The sequence below is a fragment of the Vibrio sp. Vf1514 genome (assembly GCF_052076135.1).
In the GTDB taxonomy this organism is placed as follows: Bacteria; Pseudomonadota; Gammaproteobacteria; order Enterobacterales; family Vibrionaceae; genus Vibrio; species Vibrio furnissii.
The window spans coordinates 610,808-632,149 of record NZ_CP197268.1 but is presented as its reverse complement, the minus strand read 5'-3'; the positions used below and the strand labels follow the sequence as shown (position 1 = coordinate 632,149).

Below are 21,342 nucleotides of genomic sequence, written 5' to 3'. Positions count from 1 at the left end.
TGAACATAGCTAATTTGCATTCACAACGCCAACCATGCAAGTGCTTGCGCCTCATCTTCAAAAAAACGAATGTCGCCTGAGATAAACCAACTGCCAATCTTGGCCGCTAACTCTTGCCAACCGGGCTTACCATACAGCGCGATCTTATCGAAGTCAGAACCGTATTTGAGGCCGAGCTTAAAATCATCCCACGCTGCACGCAGTTCCCAGCCGTGCAGCGCTGTGGCATCAAACAGTACTTTCACCTTCGGTTCATTCACTTTGACCAGCGCCGCCTCAAGCATCGGCGTCATGATTTCATAGTCTTGATGCGTCAGGGTTCCCACCGCTTTGATGACCACGAAAAACTGATCGTCGATTCTGTCTAACCCAATCGAAATGCCGTGTCGTTGCACACTCATCACACCTCCTCTTGCTGAATATGGGGCGACTTGGCCAGTTCGACCCAAGTCCCCTGAGTGAGCAGTTCCAACTCGTTTGAGTGTAGTTCAAACAAGGAGTTCGGCGTGCCAGCGGCCGCCCAAATTGCATCATACTGTTTGAGTGATGGGTCAAGGATGGTCGTCACTTGCGCATGATGGGCGACCGGCGGCACACCACCAATGGCGTACCCGACTTTCTCGCGAACAAAATCCGCGTCCGCTTTGCTCAATTTGATGCCCGTCGCTTGTTCAACTTTGCGTGTACACACCATGTTTGCACCCGAGGCGACGATCAACACCGGTTCACCAGTCGCTTTGTTTTTAAAAATGAGCGATTTGGCAATTTGCCCGATGTTGCATCCAACGGCTTCAGCCGCTTCGGCTGCGGTGCGGGTGGATGCCGGCATTTGCCTGACCACAAATTGTTGACCGTGGCGAGAGAGAAAATCCTGCACACGTTGCGACGAGGATTTCAGTTCCTGACTCATGACGTTGACTTCCTTGTTTAGTATTGAATGACCAACATAACGTGCCACTCACTCGGCCGCAACCCGTTTAACGTACGCTTCGCGTTGATTAATGCGCATCGGTCACTGAACGTTTATCGCACTGGCTTCACTTGTTTCAACATAGGGTTTGAGCTCCACGACGTTGCCTTCAGGGTCATCAAGGTACACCGAGCGACCAAAGCCTTGCGCGCCATAACGTTCGGCGAAATCAGAATGGGGAATGTGGTGACGGTCGAGAAATGCCGTCAGTTCAGTTTCATCGACGGACGTAATCTGCAAACAGAAATGATCGACGTTGCGTCCATTTTGCTGTGGCGCTTGGCCGCCCAATTGCCCGAGTTCACTGTCCACCGTCACAATGTCGATCAACGCATTGCCAGCGCGAAGCTGAGTAAGCCCCTGCGCCAATTCGCGTTCCAGCTGACAGCCAAGTAAGGTTTGATAAAAATGCAGCATTTGATCCAGCTTGGTGGTACGCAGCACCACATGATCCAAGCCACGAATGTTGATCATCATTTGCCTCCAGAACTTCCGCTTCCCATGTTCGCGATAACCGCTTGTACGAGCGCAGCGGACCGTTTCGCTCAGTTATCGCCACGACGTAGGCCTCCTTTGTCACCATCCTTTTGATTTGAGCAGAAATGACTTCGCCAACGTCACACTAATCTCTACAATAGCGCCTCTTGAACGACTTTGCTGTGAATGAATGAAACTGAGTAAACGCCTGCAGACCATTGAAAAGCTTGTGACGCAACACTATGACCACATTTGGGATTGTTGCTGTGACCACGGATTTTTGGGAATGACATTGCTACAACGCATGGCAGAGACTCATGTGCATTTTGTGGATATCGTGCCCGATCTTATGGCATTGGTGCAGCAGCGGCTTGAGTACTATTTTCCACTAGATAGCGGTTTTCACTGGCAAACCCACTGCCAAGATGTCGGCGCCTTGCCGTTGTCTGATTATGCCGGAACCCATTTAGTGATCATTGCCGGTGTCGGCGGTGATTTGATGTCGGAGCTGGTCAGTCGCGTGACAACCGACCACCCCAACACGTCCATCGAATTTTTACTGTGTCCGGTGCATCATGTTTACACGTTGCGTCAGCAGTTACATCAACTCGGCGCGCAGTGCATCACTGAAACGCTGCTGGAAGATAACCGACGCTACTACGAAGTGCTGCACGTGGCCGTCAACAGCGACAGCCCAGTGAATGACCCAATCTCGATGGTCGGCTCGCAAATTTGGCGACCCAACAACGAATATCGCGACGTTGCTCAACGCTATCATGCCAAGTTGCTGGCGCATTACGCGCGCATGCAGCAGAGCACGCCTGAAAAAGTAGCGCCAATTTTGGCAGCCTATCAGGCCGTTCAACTCGGCAATTAACGTCCACCCGCCAGATCAATAAAGGAGCCGGTCACATACGAGGCTTCATCCGACAACAACCATGCGATGGCGTTGGCAACTTCTTCCGGCGTACCACCACGCTGAAGCGGAATGTTGGGCGCTAAGCGATCCACGCGTCCCGGTTCACCGCCATCGGCGTGCATCTCGGTATAGATAAAGCCCGGCCGCACCGCGTTCACGCGAATGCCTTGTTCTGCAACTTCGAGCGACAACCCTTTGGTCAAAGCATCCATCGCCCCTTTTGAGGCTGCGTAGTCGATGTATTCAAACGGCGCACCGCTGCGGGAGGCCGCAGACGACACATTGACAATTGCACCGCCGGATGGCATTTGCTTGAGCGCTTCTCTGCAACAGAGAAAACAACCGGTGACATTGGTGTCCAGCACATGACGAAACCGCGCGACGCTCATCTCCACCAAACGGCTCTGTTTGTCCAAGATGCCAGCGTTATTGACCAAATGGGTCACAGGCCCAAAACGCTGCTGCGTCGCCGTAAACAAGGCGATAACGTCCTCTTCCTTGGCAATATCCGCTTGCATAGCAAAAGCGCGGCCACCCGCTTGCGTAATGGCTTCGACCACCTTGTCGGCACTGGCGCGATTGGCGCGATAGTTCACGCAGACCGCGTATCCTTGTTGTGCCAGCAACAGCGACGTTGCGGCACCAATTCCTCGGCTTCCGCCGGTGACAATAACGACTTGATTCATACTCATCCTTGAAACTCGTCCCTCTATTTTTGCTAGGACATGTGGGTTTGATGTTGTTCAAACAGCGTGCGATACGCGCGATGTTCTCGATCCTGTTCTGCTAAACCAAACCGCGCAGCCAGCTCAACCAATTGCGCGCGATACATCGCAAGTGCGCTTTCATCGTCGGTCATGATTGCAAACTCAGCAAACTCGCCAATTCCCGGCAACACATCCACGGTGATATGGAACTCGCCGACAAAATAGATACTGCGCGTCTTTTGCATTGTCAGAACGCACTCATACCCCATGGTGATGAGCATGTTTTTCGCCGTATCCACATCGGTGATATTGGTCGCCTGGCAACAATCATCCCCCGGGCCTTTGACGATCCACAAACGGATGCCTGATGGCTGCATGTCACGAATGCACAACGCTTTGTGTTGCTCACGCAACGTGCGCTGCGGCGTATCGAAATAATCATCACGTTCGTGATTGTCTTCCAACATCACGTCATGAGGCATCTGGCTGAGCTGATGAAGAAACTGCGTTTTGGAAGCGATGCGATATTTCAGCTCCACTTCATAACGACCGGAAAAATGGGATTGACTCATCAATGAAAGCTCCTATCACACTCGGGCAAGCCGGCGCGGCTGAGTGCGTACAACGAGAGAATTGAGGAAACGCGCGTCCGAGGAATACAGCACCTTAACAAAAAGGCCGCATGAGTTGCAGCCTTCTTATCCTTATTGCTCGGTCAGATCACGGGTCATAAATTTGCTGTTGGGATCGGGTTTGTAATTGGCAAAAGGCTCGCAATAGCGAAAACCGTTTTTCTCATACAGCGTGCGCGCTGGCAGAAAAAACGTTTCAGAACCAGTTTCCAGACTCAACGTTTGATATCCACGCGCCTTGGCTTCGTTGATCAAGTGTAACAACAGCTGCGAGGCCACGCCGCGATGACGCGCCGCAGATGCCGTTCGCATCGATTTGATTTCTCCATGCTGTGCGTCCAACTCTTTCAGCGCGACGCAACCAAGCACTTCGCCATCATCTTTCGCGGCCCAAAATGTAATCGATGGGTGCTTCAGTGCCTCAACATCCAGCGCGTGTACACTTTCTGGAGGCGATGTGGCGTACATGTCCGCCAGATGCTCTTCCAACAAACGAATAACGCCAGATTCTTGTAGATTATCGACTGCAATGTCCATTGCTGATGTGTCCTTGATGACTTCGAAAAGAAGGTCACATTCTTTATCGCAACATCCATCCCGTCAAGCATCATGTTCACCAGCGCGCTTCACTTAATCAATTGTAAAATCGGTTTAAATTCTGCGGCGCGGCAATCCTCCACCAGCTCATACAAACACATTTCCACCGACGTTAACTGCGCGCCTTGGTGAACCATTTTCTTCAGCCCCAAGGCAAGATTCGCCTCACTTCGCGAAGAAACAGCATCCTGTACCACTTCAACATGCAACCCTTCTGCGAGTAGCCCCGACACCGTTTGATACACACAAATGTGCGTTTCGATGCCGCACACCAACCAGTTTATCGCGCCAGCCTGTTGAATCGCTTCCACAAAAAGGCGCTCTTTACCCGCGCCGAAATGAAACTTCTCAATCGGTTGGGCGCTGCGCGACAGCAATTCGGCCAAGTCAGGATGCGTTTGCCCCAATTTGGCCGCGTTTTGCTCAAGCCAAATGATGGGGAGTTCCAACACCTGCGCGCCTTGAATCAGCGCGCGAACATTGCGGATCAATGCCTCGCTTTGATGAACGATTTGCGCCAACTTGCCCTGAATGTCGACCACAATCAATCCCGTATTGTGTTTCCCTAGCATCGCGAATCCCTACTCTTCAATGAGTTCTGCCAATGAGTGGATGACCGCCCCTGAATAGGGCTTGCTGGCCATTTGATGTGACGGGTTGTACCAAACCGCCTGCATGCCAGCATCTAACGCAGGCAAAATGTCTTTTTCGAGTGTATCGCCGACCATGGTGATCGCGTCAGCACGTACGTTGAGATGATGAAGAATGGTGGCAAAAAATTCGGGCGTTCCTTTCGCAAAACCCAACGTCTGTTTGCAAAAATAACCTTGTATGAAGTCATCTAACCCCACCCGTGCAAACGCCTGTTGAATATCCGCTTCGGTCGAATCATCAGCATTGGTCGCGACATAAACCTGCGCGTGTTGGCTAAGCATTCTTAAGGTTTCAAGCGCCTGTGGCATAGCTTCCACACTCGGCCAATCACACATTTTGCCCTGATATGATGGCATGTTCACCATCAAGGTATCACCCCAATCAAATAGATAAATGGAGGTCATGTTTGCCTTTCCTTAATTGAGCGCTGAACCCAATGCATCCCTTACTCGCTCAGCGTCTGTAATTTTTTCTGATCGAGAGACTTCTCGAACGAATCCATATCGCTTTGTACGTTCCGCGCCCCCATCAGTTCAGCAAAAGCCACGTCCTCAACCACACTGAACGCTTGTTAAATTGCCGCAGGGCTATATTCGCTGTACGCCAGCTTCGTTTGTGCGTAGCAATCTTCTGTTTTCCTAGAACCGATTGCGATCGCGGTGCCACCTAAAATGCGGAGTTGGGCTGTTTGAGAAACGCCAGCTCTTCTTCAGTCGATGGCCTGCCTAAAATGGCGTTTCGATGGGGATAACGGCCAAAACGCTCAATGATCGCTTTGTGCTGCATTTCAAAATCGAGATTCACTTGCTCGCCCAATTCACTGTAAAGATCCATCGCGGCGGCGTGGATCAACCGCGATTCACTGTGCATGAATGGCAAATAAAGGAAAACTTGCTCCGTTTTGTTGAGCTGCTTGTGAAAACCCTTTTCAATCGCAAACTGCGCCAAAGTGAGCGCTTGTGGATCCTGAGCGAATGCTCTGGGCGTGTCTCGAAACATGTTGCGAGAGAACTGGTCGAGAACAATGACTTCCGCCAAAGCCCCCTGTGGACATTGTCGCCAATGAAATAGCTCCCCTTTTACCGCCTGCTCATGCAGCGGCGTAAAGCGATCGCGCACTTGATCATCAAGCGACACCTCTTTTTTCCACCACATCTCTGGGGTCAGTTCGTTGAACCAAAACGTCAGAACACTTTGATACATGCCACGCTCCTTATGGTTGAATTAAAAGTATATACGCAGACGACGGAAGTGATTGAAGAAACGCGAAAAATCGGCGGAGATTCTCATGATAGATCAAGATGCATGATGTGTTGTGGGCCAGCAGCGCCGCCGAGATACAATTCGCCGTCATCGACAAAACCACCGTGAAGATAACAGTGACGGGCTCCGGGATTTTTGCAATTGACGGTCAGATAAACGCGCGAAAATTGCGGATAGCTGCTGTGCAGATACGTTTTCATGCATGCCGCCGCTTGCTTGCCATAGCCCTTCCCTTGCGCCTGTTGCGACACAAAAAACGCACGCAGTCCTAGATTGTGCGCACCAGCAAAGTCGTATTGCAGGCTGTACGTCGTATCAATAAGGAAAAAACCGACCACGTTGCCATTGGCAACCAAGACGTGAGGATGAATTTGGTCGTCGATATTAACGAGAATCTCGTCAATGGTACCGACAAATTTGAGTTGGTCATCGGCCACCTTCAACTCGGCAACTTGTTCAAGGTGTTGTGGCAACATGGGCTGGAGCGTCAACATATTCGCGTCCTTTCGCGGTGAATCATGGCGAATATCCTAACGTAAGCAAGATGTTAAATTAACCCCGAATGCTCAGGTTGCGGCAAACGATGCGGGGAATTTACGACGCTCCAACAGATTGAGAGCGAATAAACAACACTTTCATCAGAATGATCTTTACCTTAGCCTCCCGAGACCGTGTGCGGGAAAAGGCGAAGCCACGGACGCTTTAGGCCGCCCCATGCCTACCGAACAATCAAGGCGTGGCTGGTTTTTGCAACACGACGCCCAGTCGCCCTTTATCGCGGCCGCCATCGGGTTCATTGACCAATTCATGGCGCAAAATACGAAATCCTATTTCGCGGCAGTGATGCAGCAGCACGGCAACAGGAAATGCATCGTAAAAAAACTCATGGCCGAGCATGACATCCGTAAACGGCGGTAGATCATCGTCGCTGCCACCGCTCGATAGAATCAACACACCATCCGGCTCAAGCGCTTGAAACGCTTTGCGCAGCAGTGGCACGTGTTCCTGACGCGAAAGATGAAACAAGCTGTCCCAGATAATCACACCATGATAGCGTTCGGTCAGTTCAAAGGATTCCAACTCGCTGCAAATCCATTGGTGTTGCGGCATGGCTGAACGCGCAAGATCGAGCAACCGTTCGGAGCGATCCACGCCAGTTACCTCAAAACCACGCGCGTTCATCATGGTATCAATCGGTACGCCATGGCCACACCCTAAATCCAAGATGCAGCCATGTGGCGGAATATAGCAGCGAAATAACTCAAACAGTGCGAGATCAGGCGGAGGCAGTTGCGTGCGGAGTCGGTGCCACGCTTCAGCAATTGGGTCATAATCCGCTTTTGGGGTTGGTACGTACATGTTCTTCACAGACCGTTCATTGACGAACGTTGTCCCTCCGTTTTATTTCAGTTCTTGAGCAGACGACATCACCCATGCACTGTGATGTTGAGTGAAACCAATCTTGGGGTAATACTCAACCGCTTGAGGCGCCGCCAGCAAAATCAGTTTGCAACCGGGCTTTAGCGCGGCAAACGTATGCTCAATCAACTGCTTGCCGATACCCTGCGCTTGAATGTGCTCCGACACGGCAAGATCCGACAAATAACAGCAATAGCAAAAATCCGTCACCGAACGAGCAACACCCACTAATCGTTCACCTATCCACGCCGTGACAAGCAAATCCGCATGCGCCAACATGCCTTCAATGCACGCGCGATCGTCCGTTGGTCGGCGTGGCCCTAACGTGGTTTCATTGAGCAGTGCAATAAATTGAACAGCGCTGATTGGACGCCCGGTTTGATAGTCGACGTGCATGGGTCACTCCTTGTGATAAGTCGCGTTATGTCAGTGAGTTACCAACATAGCGCCGCTTCCATGCGCATACAACCAAGGATCGAAGAAATATCACAATATCCCCAATGTTTCTCTGTTTTTAGATTGATGAATTCAGACTAGACTGTAAGAAGACTTCCATCTCTCCCCCAACACATCGGCATGGTGCGGCACGTCGTCGCACTGCCAGTGGCTATATCATTTAGAACGGGGAAACACTTCCATCCAAATGAAGGAAATATCATGATCAAGCAAGGACAACACCTGCCAGAAGCAACACTCAGCCAACTGACAAAAGACGGTATGGTTCACCACAACGTGAACGAACTGTTTGCAGGTAAAAAAGTGGTGCTGTTTGCCGTACCTGGTGCTTTCACCCCAACGTGCTCAGAAGAGCACTTGCCAGGTTACGTCGTTCAAGCCGATAAACTGAAAGCCAAAGGCGTCGACATCATCGCATGTGTTGCAGTCAACGACGCGTTTGTCATGAAATCTTGGGGCGAAGCACAGAATGCCTCTGAGTTGATGATGCTGGCGGACGGCGATGCAAGCTTTACCAAAGCACTGGGTCTGGAAATGGACACCGCTGGATTTGGCGGCGTGCGTTCACAGCGTTACGCCATGATCATCGACAACGGCGTCGTCACCACATTGAACGTCGAAGCACCAAAATCATTTGAAGTCAGCAAAGCAGAAGCTATTCTTGCAGCGCTGTAATCGTTGAAACAAAAAATTGAGACAAAAAAGGAAGGCTGACTGCCTTCCTTTTTTTATTAGCTGAATAAATAACTCATGCTAAATAATACACCGAGATAGTAAATTAAATGTATATCTCGTTCAATTCCTATTATTCATAATCGATTGTGACAATGTGTTTTCCATCATAACTGACGACCATTCCGGTTCCGGCAACATACCCAAGATTATTGGATTGAGATTGCCGCGCAGTTATTGTTAACGCATCAGCACCTTCTGAATTTCTTTTATATCCGTGACAATCCGATACCCCCATTGTTAATTGGGTTATATCATGATTGTTCAAGCGATATGCAACTTCACCTTTCGTCGTAATACCATTCGGCGTCACGGTTAAGTCACGTATTCCATTCGTCGTTACATTGCAAGTGGGCTCATTCACTGCGCCACGAAATTGAATCGTTCCAGCGGTGTTACCAGTAAAACTAGCAGCCCAAGCCATTGAAGAAGAAAGTAAAAGTACCACTAAGAGCAAAGTTGATTTAATGTTCATGCTATCTCCTAGGATATCTCTGTAAGACATGGTTAAAGAGTAGTCCAATAGCGTAGATAGACTTTGATTTGAAACAATAAATATCATTTTGAATTGACATCCTTATCAGAAAGTTTGACTCATGTTGTTTTTAAGACAAGAGATAATAAAAATAACGCCGTCCTATTATTATTTTGGCAGAAAAAACGTGCCTCTATTTCATATTTCCTATACGAAACAAGACATCGTTTTAAGTCTAGTCAAAAATAAGAAAGTTTACTTTAAATCTCCCAATATTTAATTATTTTCGCTCGATAACGATTGAGCGTTTGCACGTTTAACGGCTTTCAGTACGATGCCACCCAGCACCGACACCGATAACCCGCATAAGATGAGTAGCGCCCCTAAAACTTCTAAATGGCTCATGGTTTCATTTAGTAGCATGCTAGAACTGACCATGCCAACGACCGGGATCAGCAACGCAAAAGGCGTCACCGAAGCCGAAGGATAATGGTTGAGAAGCCATCCCCAAATCGCAAAGGCCACCAAGGTGGAAATGTAGCCGACATAGATCACCGACCACCAGGATTGCGCCGTGGTTGCCGCCAATACTGCCAACGGGTCACGTGTTTCCAGAAGATACGAAATAGCAAACAGCGGCAAAGGCGGTACAAGGCTCGCCCACACCATAAAATGCAGCAGATTGACGTTTTTAATTCGCTTCATGATCACGTTGGAAATCGACCAAAACAGCGCTGCGCACAAAATCATGGTCACGCCGGTCATCGTCACATTGCCGTTTGCAGCGAAGAAAAACAGACTAAATCCGATTGCCGCAATCGCGATCCCCAAACACTGCGCTTTGGTGATTTTTTCTTTGAGCAGCAAGACACTCAGGAGGACGGTAAAGATCACTTGCGCCTGCAATAGCAAAGATGAAATGCCAGCAGAAGCATCACTTTTCATCGCGACGAACAAGAAACTGAATTTAAGGACGCCGAGAAATACACCCACGCCAATGACATTCCATACCGAGGTTTTCGGAAACGGAATAAAAAACACCGCTGGAATCGCGACAATGAGAAAGCGTAACCCCGAAAACATAATCGGCGGCAACTCATCTAGGCCAAATTTAATGACAGAGAAATTGAGTCCCCAAATCAGCACCACCAGCAGTGATGCGAAAACACTTCGACTATCCATAGTTGTGTCGTCCCTTTACAACAGATGCGTGTGACGCTTAACGTGGGTCACCGCGATGACTTAGCGATCAGCAGGATGGTTGACACCATCATTGGTGACAACATCCCCTAAATCGAATGGATTGACGCCGTCCAAACAACCGACATTGTACCCATATTGGTGAGGATTAGACCGGCGCTGATGATGCGTATAGATGCCACACACCGAGCAAAAATAGTGTTTGGCCGTGTTCGTATTGAACTGGTACAAGCGCAGCGCTTCCTGCCCTTTCACAATGCGTATTGCATCCAAAGTGACGGAAGCGACAATCGCGCCTTTGCGTCGACAAATCGAACAATCACAGCGACGTGGATCCACGATGCCATTCGGTAAGCTGAGTTCCAATTCTACCGTCCCACAATGGCACGTCGCGCGGTGCTTTTCCTGAATCGTTGTTGGGCCAACTTGTTTAATCATTGTTCCTTCCTTAGAACCAAAATCTTGCTTATTGAGGCGATGCTCGCTCCGCCAGTACGTCCTTGAACGCAAACATGCCGTTGAGCGCTGCCGGGAAACCCGCGTAAACCGACATCTGGACAATCACTTCCTTGAGCTCATCTTCGGTACATCCGACATTTAATGCAGCATTCAGATGAACCTTTAATTGCGGCGTGCAATGCCCAAGGGCGGTGAGTGCCGCCACTGTGGCAATTTCACGCGACCGCAGATCCAAACCGTCACGACGATAAATATCACCAAACGGATACTCAACCGTGTAGCGCGCCAAATCCGGGCAGATGTCCTGCAAGCTTTCCATCACCTTCTGACCAGCTTCACCATCGATCTCTTTGAGCTTGGCCAAACCGGCCGCAAAGCGTGTATGTTCCATGTTGATTCTCCTGTGTAGACAACAAAAGAACCTTACATGTTAGAGTTCACTCTAAGTCAATGGCCATCCTGCGTTTTGTACCATTCAATTTTGGTATCCAGCGCTTTCAGGTGATTCAGCTGCACATCAAGATGCGCTTTAAGTTGTTTTCGATGCTCTTCCAACAGGTGTTGGCGCTCAAAGTGGCTTACTGTGCCACAAGCGCGTAGCTCTGCATACCGTAAAATGTCACTCAATGGCATTCCAGTTTCTTTCAAACGCACAATAAAGCGCACCCATTCAACCTCTTTCGTGGTGTAGGCACGTCGGCCACTTGGTGTGCGCTGGACATTTTTTAGTAGTCCGATTTTTTCGTAATAGCGCAGCGTGTAGGCGCTCAAACCCGTGAGTTCGGAAAATGCTTTGATATTCATGGGAGCCTCGTTCAATCGGATCGTGGGCGCAGTGTCACTGCTCATAGATGAGGTGAGAAAAACAACGATGGTCTGTGAATGCACGGTATCGAGAGCGCGATGCCTGACAGAAGCGCGACCGTTGTTTATCGTCGAATTGGTGGTCATGATTTCGAATCGGCGTACATTGAGGTGAACCGAACGGTTCACCTCGCCGTTGTCACTCAACCAACCTGCTTCATACTTGCTTGTCGAACGCAGGAACCCCTTCGGGGAGCACGACCCAACTGAGCTTTTCACTCACCCAAACATGAGCTTGGGGTTCAAACAACGCATCGTCTTTGAGACCCACCGGTTTGAGCTTGAGTTTGATCAGTTCAGGTTGCGCCGGGTTGATTTGATAAATGCGATTCCCACAGGTGCTGCACGAATAGCCGTCATTTTGATTTCCGCTGGCCGCAACTCGCCCCCATTTGTTCATCTCGCCACTAAATTCAATGGCATCTGCAGGAACCATCGCGGTTACGCTAAAAGGTGCCGTCGAGAGTTTCTGACACTCCTGGCAATGACACGCGATCACTTTTTTGGGCGCAGTAAAGAGTTTGTAGCTTACCTGTCCACACTGACAAGACGCTTCAATTGGGTAGTCCATACGTATTTCCTATCGATAAAGGTTAAAGCGCATTTTCGATGTTTAAGCGGAGCTCAAACACCAAAGAAAGTGTGTAGCACGTCATCATTACTCACCCTACAAAAATGAGCGACGGCCAATTGGTAAAAATAATGTTTCATTTTTAACAGATGCACAACTTAAATTCTCGCCATATTTTAAAAATGCGAATAATGATAATGATGTAAGGAAGTTCCATGAAAGTATTGATTCAGTACACACAAACCGGCATGTACAAAGATGATGCTTGGGAATCACCAGCACTTCATATGAAAGGCCAGCTACACGCTGTGTCGCCTTCGTATGCCGTTCAGTTGATCCAACGCAATCAGGCATGCCTGTACACAGATGAGAACAACAATCTCGTCATCGACTCATGATGACGTGGGTTTATTGCCTTCGGGGAATGATTGCAAATCACGATGTACAGAGTACCAAGTTCTACGCTCAACGCACTTGGTGCTCTCTTAGGGAATCCATGATATCGGCGCTAAACCGGAACACACCAACAGGAGTAAGGTTTTCATGGATAATTCAATAGCAGCGACTCATTACACTGCATGAGTCGCTGTTTTTTTCAGGCTTCCGCACTGGTAGGGTCAATTACCGCATTCACCGGGTAGATTGCACTGACCGGGAACTCTCCCATCTCCGCATGCTTGCGAATCAGCGCTTCATCAGGTGCAATATACACACAATACACTTTATCCGGCGTCACGTAGCTCTCAACCCACTGAATTCTCGGGCCCAAAACTTCCAATACGTTACATGATTTCTGTGAAATGGCTCTGAGATCGTCCTGCGTCAGGCTACCCGCCCCCGCAAGATCCCGTTCAATAACATATTTAGGCATACTTACCTCCTGTTTGTACCCGGTAAGTATAGACCAGCGATCCCGTGTTCATCAGTTGACAGACCAGTCACGGCAAGGCTTGAGCGCATAGTGGCATAGTTCAACGGCGGTTGAATTTGGCGCGTTTCCTGGCAGCACAGCGCAATAAAATCTCCGCCTTTTCAGGCTCGCTTGATCGGTTCCAGGCCAAAATTTCTTCTAGTGTACGAAAACAGCCCAGACAGACATCGTTATCATCCAGGCAACAGTTACGGATACAGGGAGACGGAACAGCCGATTCGGGCTCAGTGTTTGCCATGGCGATTAAACCAGCGATTTGGTCAGATAATAGCGTTCAGTGGACACCGGATGATCGTGTAGGATCATCTGCACTTCGTAACCCAGCTTTTCATAAAACGGTTTGGCTTGAAAACTGAATGTATCCAGCAGACAAGCGTGGCACCCTTTCTCGCGGGCAAACGCTTCTGCTTGCAACAACAATTGGCTGCCCAGTCCGCGACCTTTGCCGTTTTTGTCGACCCAAAGAAACTTCACCATCAGCCAATGGCCAAAAATTTCACCATAAAGCCCTCCCGTTTTGACACCGTGTTCATCTTCTGTGAAACAGGCAATATCGGTACGGTACACATCGCCTAAATGAGGAAAATTGTGTTCACGTAAGCCATTTCGGATGATCTCTATTTCGGCTTCCGTTGGTGTGGTGGTGATGGTCACTGGCATATTCACTTCCTGGTCACGTTATATTCGCGTTGCAATTCATCGAGATACCATGCCACCTGCGTATAAAAAAAGCCAGACGATCAACGCTGGCTTTTTGAGAGTAAATCAATTTAGCAGTTGCCTTTTTTGGCCTGACCTGGCGGGCAAAAATGACCACGATCCTTGCTGTGTGAATCACCAGAATGGACTTTCACGTCGACGTCATCAACGCGCCCTTCAACACGCGTGAGTTGGCAGCCAAACAGGGTGAAAGACACAGCAGCAATTAAAAGATAGTTTTTCATCGGACCTGACTCGCTAGTGAGTTTTATATCGATATTTGATATTGAAAACTATAACCAATGAAAGTCCGGTGAATGTTCACGTGACGTTAGCGCTTTGGTAAACATGCTCCTCACGTCCGGGCATTTACACGCTCAACCACGCCGGTAACTCGCGTTTGGTCCAACGTGCAAAGCCCATTTTCTCTCCCGCATAGAATCGTCGATACGCATGAACGGCATCACCCGGTATTTTGTATTCATCCGGCATGGCTTGAGCAAACTCAGTCAAGCCCAACGCCGGATAGGTGTGCTGCTGTATCTGCGCTAATACTGCCATGGATTTGTGGTCTGCTGACTTATCATACCGGAACTGATATTCTGCGTTCAGCTCGCGCACTAACTCCGTTAACCATAGGAAATTGTCGTAAGACTCTTCAACCCACAATACACACGGATGTTTCATATGGGTCGATTTATAAGGCGTTTCAAATCCCTTCTTGTTCAAAGCGGTACATAGCAATTGCACGCTCTCAAGAATCATTTTCACCACATGTTGGTCGCAATGATATTGCGCGCACAATTTGATGTCGTTATCCAAAATAAAGATATTCACGCTTGGGCTCCCATATTGGCCGATGCTACAAACGTTCTTAATACGTCATTCCAGCGTATGGGATCGCTCCGTCAGTTTGATTGCTCTATTTTTCGGCGCCAACGGGAGCCAGCAACACGCACTGCGCGAGTGATTGCGTGACGGAGCGCTGTTGATACCAATTGTTAAACACCAATTCACACGCAGACAGTGTCATTCGGCCGAACACATGGTGACGATAGCGCTGGCAAAGTTGAAGCAACGCCTCGGTATCGTTGAGAGGCGCGCGAAAACGCACAGCAGACGCATGGGCCGTCACAAGTTTGTAGCGGCTGTCAGCCGTCGTTGGTAACCCTGAACGCTGGAGTTCATCTCTAAGGCGTTCGCGCAAGGCGTTCAGCCCGTTTCCTTGCGGAAACCCTTGAATCACAATGCATTCAGGCGAGGCGGTCACCCCACGAAATTCAATGTCGATGGGTTCGATATCACGTAAGGCGTGTTGAAAAACCGCAGCGTAACGGGCAACGTCAATATCGGCGAGCTGAAAGCCCGCCACACAAGAGATCACCGACAACAGCGTGATATGAAGTTCATTTTGAGGATAATAATACTGCTCAGGTTCCTGCGTTCTAACTTGGTCAAGAAACGCCTCGATATTTGCCGTTAAAGACAGGCACTCAAGTGGCGACACGTTCCGTAATCGATTCTGCCCTAACTGATAATGTCGTGACTCATCATGTGGTGCCCGTCGGTGATGAAACTGACTGTTGGAGTGCAAATACGCCAACGCCGTTATACCTCGGCGCGTATCGCTTTGATGAGTCAGATAAGGGTCTTGGACATAGCGGTTATGACGCATCGCGTCACAAAAGTTGTCCCACATGTGTTGGTAGATAGATTCAATCATGACAAACCAATAGATCGTCTCGCGGGGCGTCATCATAACAAAGCAAACGAGCCAACAACGTTAACTGTACGGCAAACTGCCATCGTTTTCAGCCACCCCATCACCAAGTGCGTATTCAGACCACAACGCGCCTGAACCAATCAGGTCAGGGGCGTGATCAGGAGAACGTATTGATGTACAACGCTTCAACTTTGTCTCTGGCCCATTGCGTTTTACGTAGAAACTTCAAGGACGACTTGATTGATGGATCGTTATCGAAACAGTTAACACGGACTTCGCGATACAACCCGCTCCAACCATAATGCTCGACTAAACGCGTGAGGATTTTTTCAAGGGTTAACCCATGCAATGGATTGTTCGGTTGTGCTTGGTTCATCAATTCTATTCCAATCGTCAAATCAGCCGCAGCGCAATGCTACGGAGCAAGGCGGCAGTCTAACAGATCCCTCGCGTCCACCCCATGTCTTTTATGTGCGGCCAACGGGCGTAACGACATTCGTTGACTCAAACAGAGCGGCCCCGACCAAACCACAGCGCCAGTGCCAGTGCCAGTGCCAGTGCCGAGGCATCAGTACAAAGCGACACATTGCGCACATCACGTCACTCCAGTATTGGCATCAGCGAATTCAACTCAGCACATCCATACTCTTATCCATGCATTTACTAAATTAAATCATTTGTTACATTTACTAACAATAAATATAATAACCATTCTTATTTGATGTAACAGAGATATTCATTGATGAAAAAGTTCCTTCTTCTCCCACTTCTGCTGAGCGCGAGCCTACCGGCTTTGGCTGATACCCCAACGTTTGAAATCACCATTAAAGATCATCAGTTCAACCCGGTGCACCTCGAAATTCCAGCGCATCAACAGGTCAAGCTGGTCGTTAAAAACCTCGATGATACGGCCGAAGAGTTTGAAGGCGAAGATTTTCACGCGGAAAAAGTGGTTGCGGGCAATAGCCAAATCACCGTCTTAGTGGGACCTTTCGGCCCAGGCGAATTCGAATTCTTTGGTGAGTTCCATGAAGACACCGCTCAAGGTTCACTGATTGTAAAATAAGCGAGGACAACTCATGTTGAGTTCAGCCATTATCGTCTTTCGTGAAGTGTTGGAAGCGGCATTGATTGTGACCATTCTGATGGCCGCAACAAAAGGCTTACCCGGTCGTACGCGTTGGATTTTCGGTGGTGTCACTGCCGGCTTGTTTGGTGCTTTGATCGTCGCATTTTCTGCTGGCGCCATTGCATCGACGTTCGAAGGCATGGGCCAAGAGCTATTTAACGCTGGGATCTTGCTCACCGCAGTTCTCATGCTCGCTTGGCACAACATCTGGATGTCGAAACACGCACGCGAGCTGGTTGCCCATTTGAAACAGGTCAGTTCGCAAATCAACGACGGCTCACTGCCATTGTATTTTCTTTCCGTCGCAACAGGATTAGCGGTGCTGCGTGAAGGCTCGGAAGTGGTTCTGTTCCTGTATGGTATTGCCGCGGGAGGTGACTCCGGTTTATCCATGCTAACGGGCGGCGCATTGGGCGTCATTGCCGGTGTAATTGCCGGTTCCCTACTCTATTTTGGGTTACTCCGCATTCCGACACGTTGGTTGTTCCGAGTCACAGGCTGGATGATTCTTTTCTTAGCCGCAGGCCTAGCCGCTTCTGCAGCCGGTTATTTGATGCAAGCAGGAATCCTCACCGCGCAGGCGCCACTGTGGAATTCGAATGCGATTTTGTCGGAGCGTTCAATGCTGGGCCAATTGCTGCATATCTTAGTCGGTTATCAAGCCCGCCCAACCGCAATTCAATTAGTGTTCTATGTGGTGACGATTCTCGTCATTGCTGTAGGCATGCGCTGGGCAAGCCGCTCGGCTCCAACCCAAAGCAAAGCATAACGCTTCACGATTTATCACATGTTTATGGCTCCTGATTGAGGGGCCATTTTTGTTGCTAGCGTATATATCTTGAGGGCGTTGAATGTGCAATCGGTTGGACGAAAACCTTGGTCAAACACAGAAAAACTGAAGGTGGGTTGGCTCACTTTAAGACATGACTTTGAACAGAACAATGGGGCAAACAGAACAATGGGGCGAGATTCGTCGATGACCACGAAGGTCCATGACAAGGCGGCCAAAAACACGTGTGTGAGGAAATGGCAGGCAAGAAAAAAGGAGAGCAGATGCTCTCCTTCCTCTTAAACCTGAACTGCTAATTACAGAGCAGCTTTCGCTTTTTCTACAAGAACAGCAAATGCTGCTTTGTCGAATACTGCGATGTCGGCCAGGATCTTACGGTCGATCTCGATAGATGCTTTCTTAAGACCGTTGATGAAACGGCTGTAAGATAGACCATTTTGACGAGATGCTGCGTTGATACGTGCAATCCACAGTTGACGGAATTGACGTTTCTTAGCGCGACGGTCACGGTAAGCGTATTGACCAGCTTTGGTAACTGCTTGGAAAGCTACGCGGTAAACACGTGAACGTGCACCGTAGTAACCTTTAGCTTGTTTCAGAACTTTCTTATGACGTGCACGAGCTTGTACACCACGTTTTACGCGAGGCATTATGCTTCTCCTAAACTAAACGAATTAAAAACTAAAAACAAATTAAGCGTATGGCAGACAACGAACGATACCCGCAACTTCACATTTAGGAAGAATTGAGTTTGGACGTAGTTGACGTTTGTTCTTAGTTGTACGCTTAGTCAGGATGTGACGTTTGGTAGCGTGTTTGAACTTAAAACCACCAGCAGTTTTCTTGAAACGCTTAGCAGCACCTTTGTTGTTTTTCATCTTAGGCATGATGAATAACTCCGCATTGTAGTAGTTTAATAAACAACGTAATTAGGGCGAATAAACCCAACCGCGTTACTTCAAGTAACTCGGCCAGGTTGATTACTTGCAAGCCGTTAATTACTTCTTCTTAGGGGCTAGAACCATGATCATCTGGCGACCTTCAATCTTCGTTGGGAAAGATTCCACAACAGCAAATTCTACTGTGTCTTCTTTCAAACGATTCAGAACGTCAACACCGATGTCTTGGTGAGCCATCTCTCGGCCACGGAAGCGAATTGTTACCTTCACTTTGTTGCCTTCTTCAAGGAAGCTAGTCAGGTTGCGTAGTTTTACCTGATAGTCTCCAATATCAGTCCCAGGACGGAATTTAACTTCCTTAATCTGGATCTGCTTTTGCTTCTTCTTCTGCTCTTTAGCAGCTTTGCTCTTTTCGAAGAGGAATTTGCCATAGTCCATCACACGACAGACTGGTGGCTCGGCGTTAGGGCTGATCTCGACAAGATCCATACCAGCTTCTTCGGCTGCTGCTAGTGCTTCTTGGATCGAAACGATACCAACAGATTCACCATCAGCGCCTGTTAAACGAACTTCACGAACGCCACGAATTTCACCGTTCAAACGGTGCTGGTTTTGTTTGGCCGGTACTTGGCCACGTCTTCCGCCTTTAATAGTTTATTCCTCCAGATTTAACTTACGGCTAGCAATCTCGGTCTGGATATGCGATACGAAGTCATCCAGTTTAAACTTACCAAGATCTTTACCTTTACGTGTACGTACTGCGATTTCTCCGGCTTCCATTTCTTGGTCGCCACAAACCAGCATATACGGAACACGCTTTAGAGTGTGTTCGCGGATTTTAAAGCCTATCTTCTCATTTCTCAAGTCCGCTTTTGCTCTAATACCACATTTTTGTAGCTTTTGAGCCACTTCCTGAGCGTAATCAGCTTGTTTGTCAGTAATATTTACGACAACTGCTTGCTCTGGAGCCAACCAAGTCGGGAAGAAACCTGCGTATTCTTCGATAAGAATACCGATGAAACGCTCGAGTGAGCCTAAAATCGCACGGTGAATCATCACAGGTACAAGACGCTCGTTGTTTTCACCGACGTAAGTTGCGCCTAAGCGCGTTGGCAGGTTGAAATCGAGCTGTACAGTACCACATTGCCATGCACGGTCCAAACAGTCATACAGTGTGAATTCGATCTTAGGACCGTAGAATGCACCCTCTCCTTCTTGGATTTCGTATGCGATACCCATCGCTTCCAGAGAGTGTTTCAGTGCTTCTTCAGATTTGTCCCAAATCTCATCACTACCTACGCGTTTTTCTGGGCGAGTAGACAGTTTCACTGCGATATTGTCAAAACCAAATGTGGTGTATGTGTCGTACACCATCTTGATGCATGATGTGACTTCTTCTTGAATTTGATCTTCAGTACAGAAGATGTGTGCATCGTCTTGAGTAAAGCCACGAACACGCATGATACCGTGCAGAGAACCTGATGGCTCGTTACGGTGACATGAACCGAACTCCGCCATACGCAGCGGCAAATCACGGTAAGATTTCAGACCTTGGTTAAAGATCTGAACGTGACCTGGACAGTTCATTGGCTTAATCGCGTAATCGCGGTTCTCAGAGGATGTTGTAAACATCGCATCTGCGTATTTGTCCCAGTGACCTGAACGTTCCCACAGAACGCGATCCATCATCAGAGGACCTTTCACTTCTTGGTAACCGTATTCATTCAGTTTGTGACGAATGAACACTTCCAAATCACGGAAGATAGACCAGCCATTATGGTGCCAGAACACCATACCCGGTGCTTCTTGCTGCATGTGGAACAGGTCAAGTTGCTTACCGATCTTACGGTGGTCACGCTTCGCAGCTTCTTCCAGACGAGTCAGGTGAGCTTGAAGTGCTTTCTTATCGTGGAAAGCTGTACCGTAGATACGTTGTAGCATCTTATTGTTGCTGTCGCCACGCCAGTATGCGCCTGCCACATTCAACAGTTTGAAGTGTTGGCAGAAGCCCATGTGTGGTACGTGCGGGCCACGACACATGTCGATGTATTCTTCATGGTGGTAAAGACCAGGACGATCATCGCGAGCGACGTTTTGATCCAAGATTTCCATCTTGTATGGTTCTTGACGCGCTTCAAATGTGTCACGCGCTTCCTGCCAGCTGACTTTCTTTTTAACAACCTGATACTTGGTTTTCGCCAGCTCTTTCATGCGAGCTTCGATTTTCTCAATGTCATCTTGTGACAGAGATTCTTCAAGATCGATGTCGTAGTAGAAGCCGTTGTCGATGGTTGGACCGATCGCCATTTTCGCTTGTGGGTAAAGTTGCTTCAGTGCATGACCGAGCAAGTGAGCACAAGAGTGACGAACAATTTCCAAACCGTCTACTTCGTCTTTCGCGGTGATGATTTCAAGGCTTGCGTCGTTTTCGATCAGATCGCACGCATCAACACGAACACCATCTACACGACCTGCAATGGTGGCTTTCGCCAAACCAGGACCGATAGATTGTGCCACTTCTAGAGTAGAAACTGGGTTGTCAAATTGACGCTGACTGCCGTCAGGAAGAGTAATAATAGGCATGAGATATCCTTACAGTGGTGTTGCACACTAAGCAACACATGTTCAGTTTATTTAAGTGTGAGCCGTCGATGATCACTCGGTAACACGAATACCGGATTATCGACGGAGAACGAATTGTACCTAGCTCACATAACGAATGTAAAGTAAGAATATTTCAAGAGAAAGAAAAAACCCGCATCAACAATGCGGGCTC

The 21,342-nt window shown here is 48.7% G+C and carries 34 protein-coding genes; 5 read left to right on the top strand and 29 right to left on the bottom strand.

All coding sequences use genetic code 11. From position 1 onward, the window contains the following. Positions 1-20: 20 nt before the first annotated feature. The 3 genes from ACS18Q_RS17865 to ACS18Q_RS17855 form a co-directional block, all read right to left on the bottom strand. Positions 21-401 carry an STAS/SEC14 domain-containing protein gene (locus ACS18Q_RS17865; RefSeq protein WP_014257207.1) on the bottom strand — a complete coding sequence of 127 codons (381 nt, stop codon included), beginning with the start codon at positions 399-401 and terminating at the stop codon, positions 21-23. After that, on the bottom strand, positions 401-910 hold the full coding sequence (locus ACS18Q_RS17860) for a YbaK/EbsC family protein (RefSeq protein WP_143680801.1): 510 nt from the start codon (positions 908-910) through the stop codon (positions 401-403). Before ACS18Q_RS17860 ends, ACS18Q_RS17865 begins: the two co-directional genes overlap by 1 nt. Positions 911-1,012: 102 nt before the next feature. Then, entirely contained in the window at positions 1,013-1,444 is a 432-nt protein-coding gene (locus tag ACS18Q_RS17855; protein ID WP_143680870.1) for a VOC family protein, read from the bottom strand. Positions 1,445-1,637: 193 nt separating this feature from the next. On the opposite strand from ACS18Q_RS17855, the gene ACS18Q_RS17850 reads away from it, so the two are divergent. After that, positions 1,638-2,324, top strand: a complete 687-nt coding sequence (locus ACS18Q_RS17850) for a tRNA (adenine(22)-N(1))-methyltransferase (RefSeq protein ID WP_143680803.1) — start codon at positions 1,638-1,640, stop codon at positions 2,322-2,324. On the opposite strand, the gene ACS18Q_RS17845 is transcribed toward ACS18Q_RS17850, so the two are convergent. From ACS18Q_RS17845 to ACS18Q_RS17805, 9 genes are all read right to left on the bottom strand, one after another. Further along, positions 2,321-3,052: a glucose 1-dehydrogenase gene (locus ACS18Q_RS17845; RefSeq protein WP_143680805.1), complete on the bottom strand. Its 732-nt coding sequence runs from the start codon at positions 3,050-3,052 to the stop codon at positions 2,321-2,323. The two genes, ACS18Q_RS17850 and ACS18Q_RS17845, sit on opposite strands and share 4 nt — an antisense overlap. A 32-nt stretch (positions 3,053-3,084) precedes the next feature. Beyond that, entirely contained in the window at positions 3,085-3,645 is a 561-nt protein-coding gene (cyaB, locus tag ACS18Q_RS17840; RefSeq protein ID WP_143680806.1) for a class IV adenylate cyclase, read from the bottom strand. Positions 3,646-3,777: 132 nt separating this feature from the next. After that, positions 3,778-4,260 (bottom strand): GNAT family N-acetyltransferase, encoded by a 483-nt coding sequence (locus tag ACS18Q_RS17835; RefSeq protein WP_441258217.1) that lies wholly within the window; start codon positions 4,258-4,260, stop codon positions 3,778-3,780. A gap of 71 nt (positions 4,261-4,331) precedes the next feature. Next, on the bottom strand, positions 4,332-4,874 hold the full coding sequence (locus ACS18Q_RS17830) for an isochorismatase family protein (protein WP_158108665.1): 543 nt from the start codon (positions 4,872-4,874) through the stop codon (positions 4,332-4,334). 9 nt (positions 4,875-4,883) lie between these two features. After that, the gene (locus ACS18Q_RS17825; protein WP_154179948.1) at positions 4,884-5,360 is read right to left on the bottom strand and encodes an HAD family hydrolase; all 477 of its coding nucleotides are present in this window, start codon (positions 5,358-5,360) and stop codon (positions 4,884-4,886) included. Between the two features lie 262 nt (positions 5,361-5,622). Next, the gene (locus ACS18Q_RS17820) at positions 5,623-6,159 is read right to left on the bottom strand and encodes a DUF924 family protein (protein ID WP_004727995.1); all 537 of its coding nucleotides are present in this window, start codon (positions 6,157-6,159) and stop codon (positions 5,623-5,625) included. A gap of 83 nt (positions 6,160-6,242) precedes the next feature. Continuing rightward, positions 6,243-6,713: a GNAT family N-acetyltransferase gene (locus ACS18Q_RS17815; RefSeq protein ID WP_014257198.1), complete on the bottom strand. Its 471-nt coding sequence runs from the start codon at positions 6,711-6,713 to the stop codon at positions 6,243-6,245. A 235-nt stretch (positions 6,714-6,948) separates the two neighbouring features. Beyond that, on the bottom strand, positions 6,949-7,578 hold the full coding sequence (locus tag ACS18Q_RS17810) for a class I SAM-dependent methyltransferase (protein WP_441258216.1): 630 nt from the start codon (positions 7,576-7,578) through the stop codon (positions 6,949-6,951). 42 nt (positions 7,579-7,620) lie between these two features. Continuing rightward, positions 7,621-8,034, bottom strand: a complete 414-nt coding sequence (locus tag ACS18Q_RS17805; protein ID WP_441258132.1) for a GNAT family N-acetyltransferase — start codon at positions 8,032-8,034, stop codon at positions 7,621-7,623. A gap of 261 nt (positions 8,035-8,295) precedes the next feature. Here ACS18Q_RS17805 and ACS18Q_RS17800 point away from each other — a divergent pair, with 261 nt between their 5' ends. Further along, on the top strand, positions 8,296-8,769 hold the full coding sequence (locus ACS18Q_RS17800; protein ID WP_004727991.1) for a peroxiredoxin: 474 nt from the start codon (positions 8,296-8,298) through the stop codon (positions 8,767-8,769). Positions 8,770-8,899: 130 nt separating this feature from the next. On the opposite strand, the gene ACS18Q_RS17795 is transcribed toward ACS18Q_RS17800, so the two are convergent. From ACS18Q_RS17795 to ACS18Q_RS17770, 6 genes are all read right to left on the bottom strand, one after another. Then, positions 8,900-9,301 (bottom strand): hypothetical protein, encoded by a 402-nt coding sequence (locus ACS18Q_RS17795; protein WP_049781836.1) that lies wholly within the window; start codon positions 9,299-9,301, stop codon positions 8,900-8,902. Positions 9,302-9,577: 276 nt separating this feature from the next. After that, positions 9,578-10,483, bottom strand: coding sequence for an EamA family transporter (locus tag ACS18Q_RS17790; RefSeq protein WP_441258131.1), 906 nt, complete (start codon positions 10,481-10,483; stop codon positions 9,578-9,580). Between the two features lie 60 nt (positions 10,484-10,543). Further along, positions 10,544-10,939 (bottom strand): GFA family protein, encoded by a 396-nt coding sequence (locus tag ACS18Q_RS17785; protein ID WP_004727988.1) that lies wholly within the window; start codon positions 10,937-10,939, stop codon positions 10,544-10,546. Positions 10,940-10,967: 28 nt separating this feature from the next. Further along, on the bottom strand, positions 10,968-11,351 hold the full coding sequence (locus ACS18Q_RS17780; RefSeq protein WP_154179951.1) for a carboxymuconolactone decarboxylase family protein: 384 nt from the start codon (positions 11,349-11,351) through the stop codon (positions 10,968-10,970). 56 nt (positions 11,352-11,407) lie between these two features. Next, the gene (locus ACS18Q_RS17775) at positions 11,408-11,764 is read right to left on the bottom strand and encodes a MerR family transcriptional regulator (RefSeq protein ID WP_238820246.1); all 357 of its coding nucleotides are present in this window, start codon (positions 11,762-11,764) and stop codon (positions 11,408-11,410) included. Between the two features lie 217 nt (positions 11,765-11,981). Continuing rightward, complete coding sequence (locus ACS18Q_RS17770; protein WP_014257191.1) at positions 11,982-12,395, bottom strand: GFA family protein; 414 nt, start codon at positions 12,393-12,395, stop codon at positions 11,982-11,984. 215 nt (positions 12,396-12,610) lie between these two features. Here ACS18Q_RS17770 and ACS18Q_RS17765 point away from each other — a divergent pair, with 215 nt between their 5' ends. After that, entirely contained in the window at positions 12,611-12,793 is a 183-nt protein-coding gene (locus ACS18Q_RS17765) for a hypothetical protein (protein ID WP_004727983.1), read from the top strand. A 197-nt stretch (positions 12,794-12,990) separates the two neighbouring features. Here the strand turns inward: ACS18Q_RS17765 and ACS18Q_RS17760 are convergent, their stop codons facing one another. From ACS18Q_RS17760 to ACS18Q_RS17730, 7 genes are all read right to left on the bottom strand, one after another. After that, positions 12,991-13,266: a DUF4242 domain-containing protein gene (locus tag ACS18Q_RS17760; RefSeq protein ID WP_032080379.1), complete on the bottom strand. Its 276-nt coding sequence runs from the start codon at positions 13,264-13,266 to the stop codon at positions 12,991-12,993. A 100-nt stretch (positions 13,267-13,366) separates the two neighbouring features. Further along, positions 13,367-13,564, bottom strand: coding sequence for a DUF1289 domain-containing protein (locus tag ACS18Q_RS17755; RefSeq protein WP_082469539.1), 198 nt, complete (start codon positions 13,562-13,564; stop codon positions 13,367-13,369). A 5-nt stretch (positions 13,565-13,569) separates the two neighbouring features. Then, positions 13,570-13,986 (bottom strand): GNAT family N-acetyltransferase, encoded by a 417-nt coding sequence (locus ACS18Q_RS17750; protein ID WP_014257189.1) that lies wholly within the window; start codon positions 13,984-13,986, stop codon positions 13,570-13,572. Positions 13,987-14,096: 110 nt separating this feature from the next. Next, positions 14,097-14,270 (bottom strand): hypothetical protein, encoded by a 174-nt coding sequence (locus tag ACS18Q_RS17745; protein WP_004727980.1) that lies wholly within the window; start codon positions 14,268-14,270, stop codon positions 14,097-14,099. A 124-nt stretch (positions 14,271-14,394) separates the two neighbouring features. After that, a complete protein-coding gene (locus ACS18Q_RS17740) occupies positions 14,395-14,862 on the bottom strand; it encodes a pyrimidine dimer DNA glycosylase/endonuclease V (RefSeq protein ID WP_004727979.1) in 468 nt (155 codons plus the stop codon). 85 nt (positions 14,863-14,947) lie between these two features. Further along, positions 14,948-15,748 (bottom strand): 2'-5' RNA ligase family protein, encoded by an 801-nt coding sequence (locus ACS18Q_RS17735; protein WP_441258130.1) that lies wholly within the window; start codon positions 15,746-15,748, stop codon positions 14,948-14,950. Between the two features lie 157 nt (positions 15,749-15,905). Next, positions 15,906-16,124: a VF530 family DNA-binding protein gene (locus tag ACS18Q_RS17730; protein ID WP_004727977.1), complete on the bottom strand. Its 219-nt coding sequence runs from the start codon at positions 16,122-16,124 to the stop codon at positions 15,906-15,908. Between the two features lie 366 nt (positions 16,125-16,490). Between ACS18Q_RS17730 and ACS18Q_RS17725 the strand changes: the two genes are divergently transcribed. Continuing rightward, on the top strand, positions 16,491-16,814 hold the full coding sequence (locus ACS18Q_RS17725) for a cupredoxin domain-containing protein (RefSeq protein WP_441258129.1): 324 nt from the start codon (positions 16,491-16,493) through the stop codon (positions 16,812-16,814). Between the two features lie 13 nt (positions 16,815-16,827). Beyond that, positions 16,828-17,646 (top strand): FTR1 family iron permease, encoded by an 819-nt coding sequence (locus ACS18Q_RS17720; RefSeq protein ID WP_441258128.1) that lies wholly within the window; start codon positions 16,828-16,830, stop codon positions 17,644-17,646. A 317-nt stretch (positions 17,647-17,963) separates the two neighbouring features. Here ACS18Q_RS17720 and rplT read toward each other — a convergent pair whose 3' ends face one another. From rplT to thrS, 4 genes are all read right to left on the bottom strand, one after another. Then, complete coding sequence (gene rplT / locus ACS18Q_RS17715) at positions 17,964-18,317, bottom strand: 50S ribosomal protein L20 (protein ID WP_004727974.1); 354 nt, start codon at positions 18,315-18,317, stop codon at positions 17,964-17,966. A gap of 42 nt (positions 18,318-18,359) precedes the next feature. After that, positions 18,360-18,554, bottom strand: a complete 195-nt coding sequence (rpmI, locus tag ACS18Q_RS17710; protein ID WP_004727973.1) for a 50S ribosomal protein L35 — start codon at positions 18,552-18,554, stop codon at positions 18,360-18,362. Between the two features lie 111 nt (positions 18,555-18,665). After that, positions 18,666-19,217, bottom strand: a complete 552-nt coding sequence (gene infC / locus ACS18Q_RS17705; RefSeq protein WP_081454227.1) for a translation initiation factor IF-3 — start codon at positions 19,215-19,217, stop codon at positions 18,666-18,668. Positions 19,218-19,220: 3 nt separating this feature from the next. Next, positions 19,221-21,149: a threonine--tRNA ligase gene (thrS, locus tag ACS18Q_RS17700; protein ID WP_014257183.1), complete on the bottom strand. Its 1,929-nt coding sequence runs from the start codon at positions 21,147-21,149 to the stop codon at positions 19,221-19,223. Positions 21,150-21,342: the final 193 nt, after the last annotated feature.

Coding starts and splice junctions, on each gene's coding strand:
- ACS18Q_RS17765 (WP_004727983.1), top strand. CDS start 12,611: ATGAAAGTATTGATTCAGTACACACAAACCGGCATGTACAAAGATGAT.
- ACS18Q_RS17770 (WP_014257191.1), bottom strand. CDS start 12,395: ATGGACTACCCAATTGAAGCGTCTTGTCAGTGTGGACAGGTAAGCTAC.
- ACS18Q_RS17745 (WP_004727980.1), bottom strand. CDS start 14,270: ATGAAAAACTATCTTTTAATTGCTGCTGTGTCTTTCACCCTGTTTGGC.
- ACS18Q_RS17855 (WP_143680870.1), bottom strand. CDS start 1,444: ATGATCAACATTCGTGGCTTGGATCATGTGGTGCTGCGTACCACCAAG.
- ACS18Q_RS17845 (WP_143680805.1), bottom strand. CDS start 3,052: ATGAATCAAGTCGTTATTGTCACCGGCGGAAGCCGAGGAATTGGTGCC.
- ACS18Q_RS17820 (WP_004727995.1), bottom strand. CDS start 6,159: ATGTATCAAAGTGTTCTGACGTTTTGGTTCAACGAACTGACCCCAGAG.
- ACS18Q_RS17750 (WP_014257189.1), bottom strand. CDS start 13,986: ATGCCAGTGACCATCACCACCACACCAACGGAAGCCGAAATAGAGATC.
- ACS18Q_RS17810 (WP_441258216.1), bottom strand. CDS start 7,578: ATGTACGTACCAACCCCAAAAGCGGATTATGACCCAATTGCTGAAGCG.
- ACS18Q_RS17720 (WP_441258128.1), top strand. CDS start 16,828: ATGTTGAGTTCAGCCATTATCGTCTTTCGTGAAGTGTTGGAAGCGGCA.
- ACS18Q_RS17790 (WP_441258131.1), bottom strand. CDS start 10,483: ATGGATAGTCGAAGTGTTTTCGCATCACTGCTGGTGGTGCTGATTTGG.
- ACS18Q_RS17785 (WP_004727988.1), bottom strand. CDS start 10,939: ATGATTAAACAAGTTGGCCCAACAACGATTCAGGAAAAGCACCGCGCG.
- ACS18Q_RS17795 (WP_049781836.1), bottom strand. CDS start 9,301: ATGAACATTAAATCAACTTTGCTCTTAGTGGTACTTTTACTTTCTTCT.
- ACS18Q_RS17860 (WP_143680801.1), bottom strand. CDS start 910: ATGAGTCAGGAACTGAAATCCTCGTCGCAACGTGTGCAGGATTTTCTC.
- ACS18Q_RS17825 (WP_154179948.1), bottom strand. CDS start 5,360: ATGACCTCCATTTATCTATTTGATTGGGGTGATACCTTGATGGTGAAC.
- thrS (WP_014257183.1), bottom strand. CDS start 21,149: ATGCCTATTATTACTCTTCCTGACGGCAGTCAGCGTCAATTTGACAAC.
- rpmI (WP_004727973.1), bottom strand. CDS start 18,554: ATGCCTAAGATGAAAAACAACAAAGGTGCTGCTAAGCGTTTCAAGAAA.
- ACS18Q_RS17815 (WP_014257198.1), bottom strand. CDS start 6,713: ATGTTGACGCTCCAGCCCATGTTGCCACAACACCTTGAACAAGTTGCC.
- ACS18Q_RS17760 (WP_032080379.1), bottom strand. CDS start 13,266: ATGCCTAAATATGTTATTGAACGGGATCTTGCGGGGGCGGGTAGCCTG.
- ACS18Q_RS17850 (WP_143680803.1), top strand. CDS start 1,638: ATGAAACTGAGTAAACGCCTGCAGACCATTGAAAAGCTTGTGACGCAA.
- ACS18Q_RS17865 (WP_014257207.1), bottom strand. CDS start 401: ATGAGTGTGCAACGACACGGCATTTCGATTGGGTTAGACAGAATCGAC.
- cyaB (WP_143680806.1), bottom strand. CDS start 3,645: ATGAGTCAATCCCATTTTTCCGGTCGTTATGAAGTGGAGCTGAAATAT.
- ACS18Q_RS17725 (WP_441258129.1), top strand. CDS start 16,491: ATGAAAAAGTTCCTTCTTCTCCCACTTCTGCTGAGCGCGAGCCTACCG.
- ACS18Q_RS17730 (WP_004727977.1), bottom strand. CDS start 16,124: ATGAACCAAGCACAACCGAACAATCCATTGCATGGGTTAACCCTTGAA.
- ACS18Q_RS17735 (WP_441258130.1), bottom strand. CDS start 15,748: ATGATTGAATCTATCTACCAACACATGTGGGACAACTTTTGTGACGCG.
- ACS18Q_RS17775 (WP_238820246.1), bottom strand. CDS start 11,764: ATGAATATCAAAGCATTTTCCGAACTCACGGGTTTGAGCGCCTACACG.
- ACS18Q_RS17755 (WP_082469539.1), bottom strand. CDS start 13,564: ATGGCAAACACTGAGCCCGAATCGGCTGTTCCGTCTCCCTGTATCCGT.
- ACS18Q_RS17805 (WP_441258132.1), bottom strand. CDS start 8,034: ATGCACGTCGACTATCAAACCGGGCGTCCAATCAGCGCTGTTCAATTT.
- ACS18Q_RS17800 (WP_004727991.1), top strand. CDS start 8,296: ATGATCAAGCAAGGACAACACCTGCCAGAAGCAACACTCAGCCAACTG.
- ACS18Q_RS17780 (WP_154179951.1), bottom strand. CDS start 11,351: ATGGAACATACACGCTTTGCGGCCGGTTTGGCCAAGCTCAAAGAGATC.
- ACS18Q_RS17830 (WP_158108665.1), bottom strand. CDS start 4,874: ATGCTAGGGAAACACAATACGGGATTGATTGTGGTCGACATTCAGGGC.
- rplT (WP_004727974.1), bottom strand. CDS start 18,317: ATGCCTCGCGTAAAACGTGGTGTACAAGCTCGTGCACGTCATAAGAAA.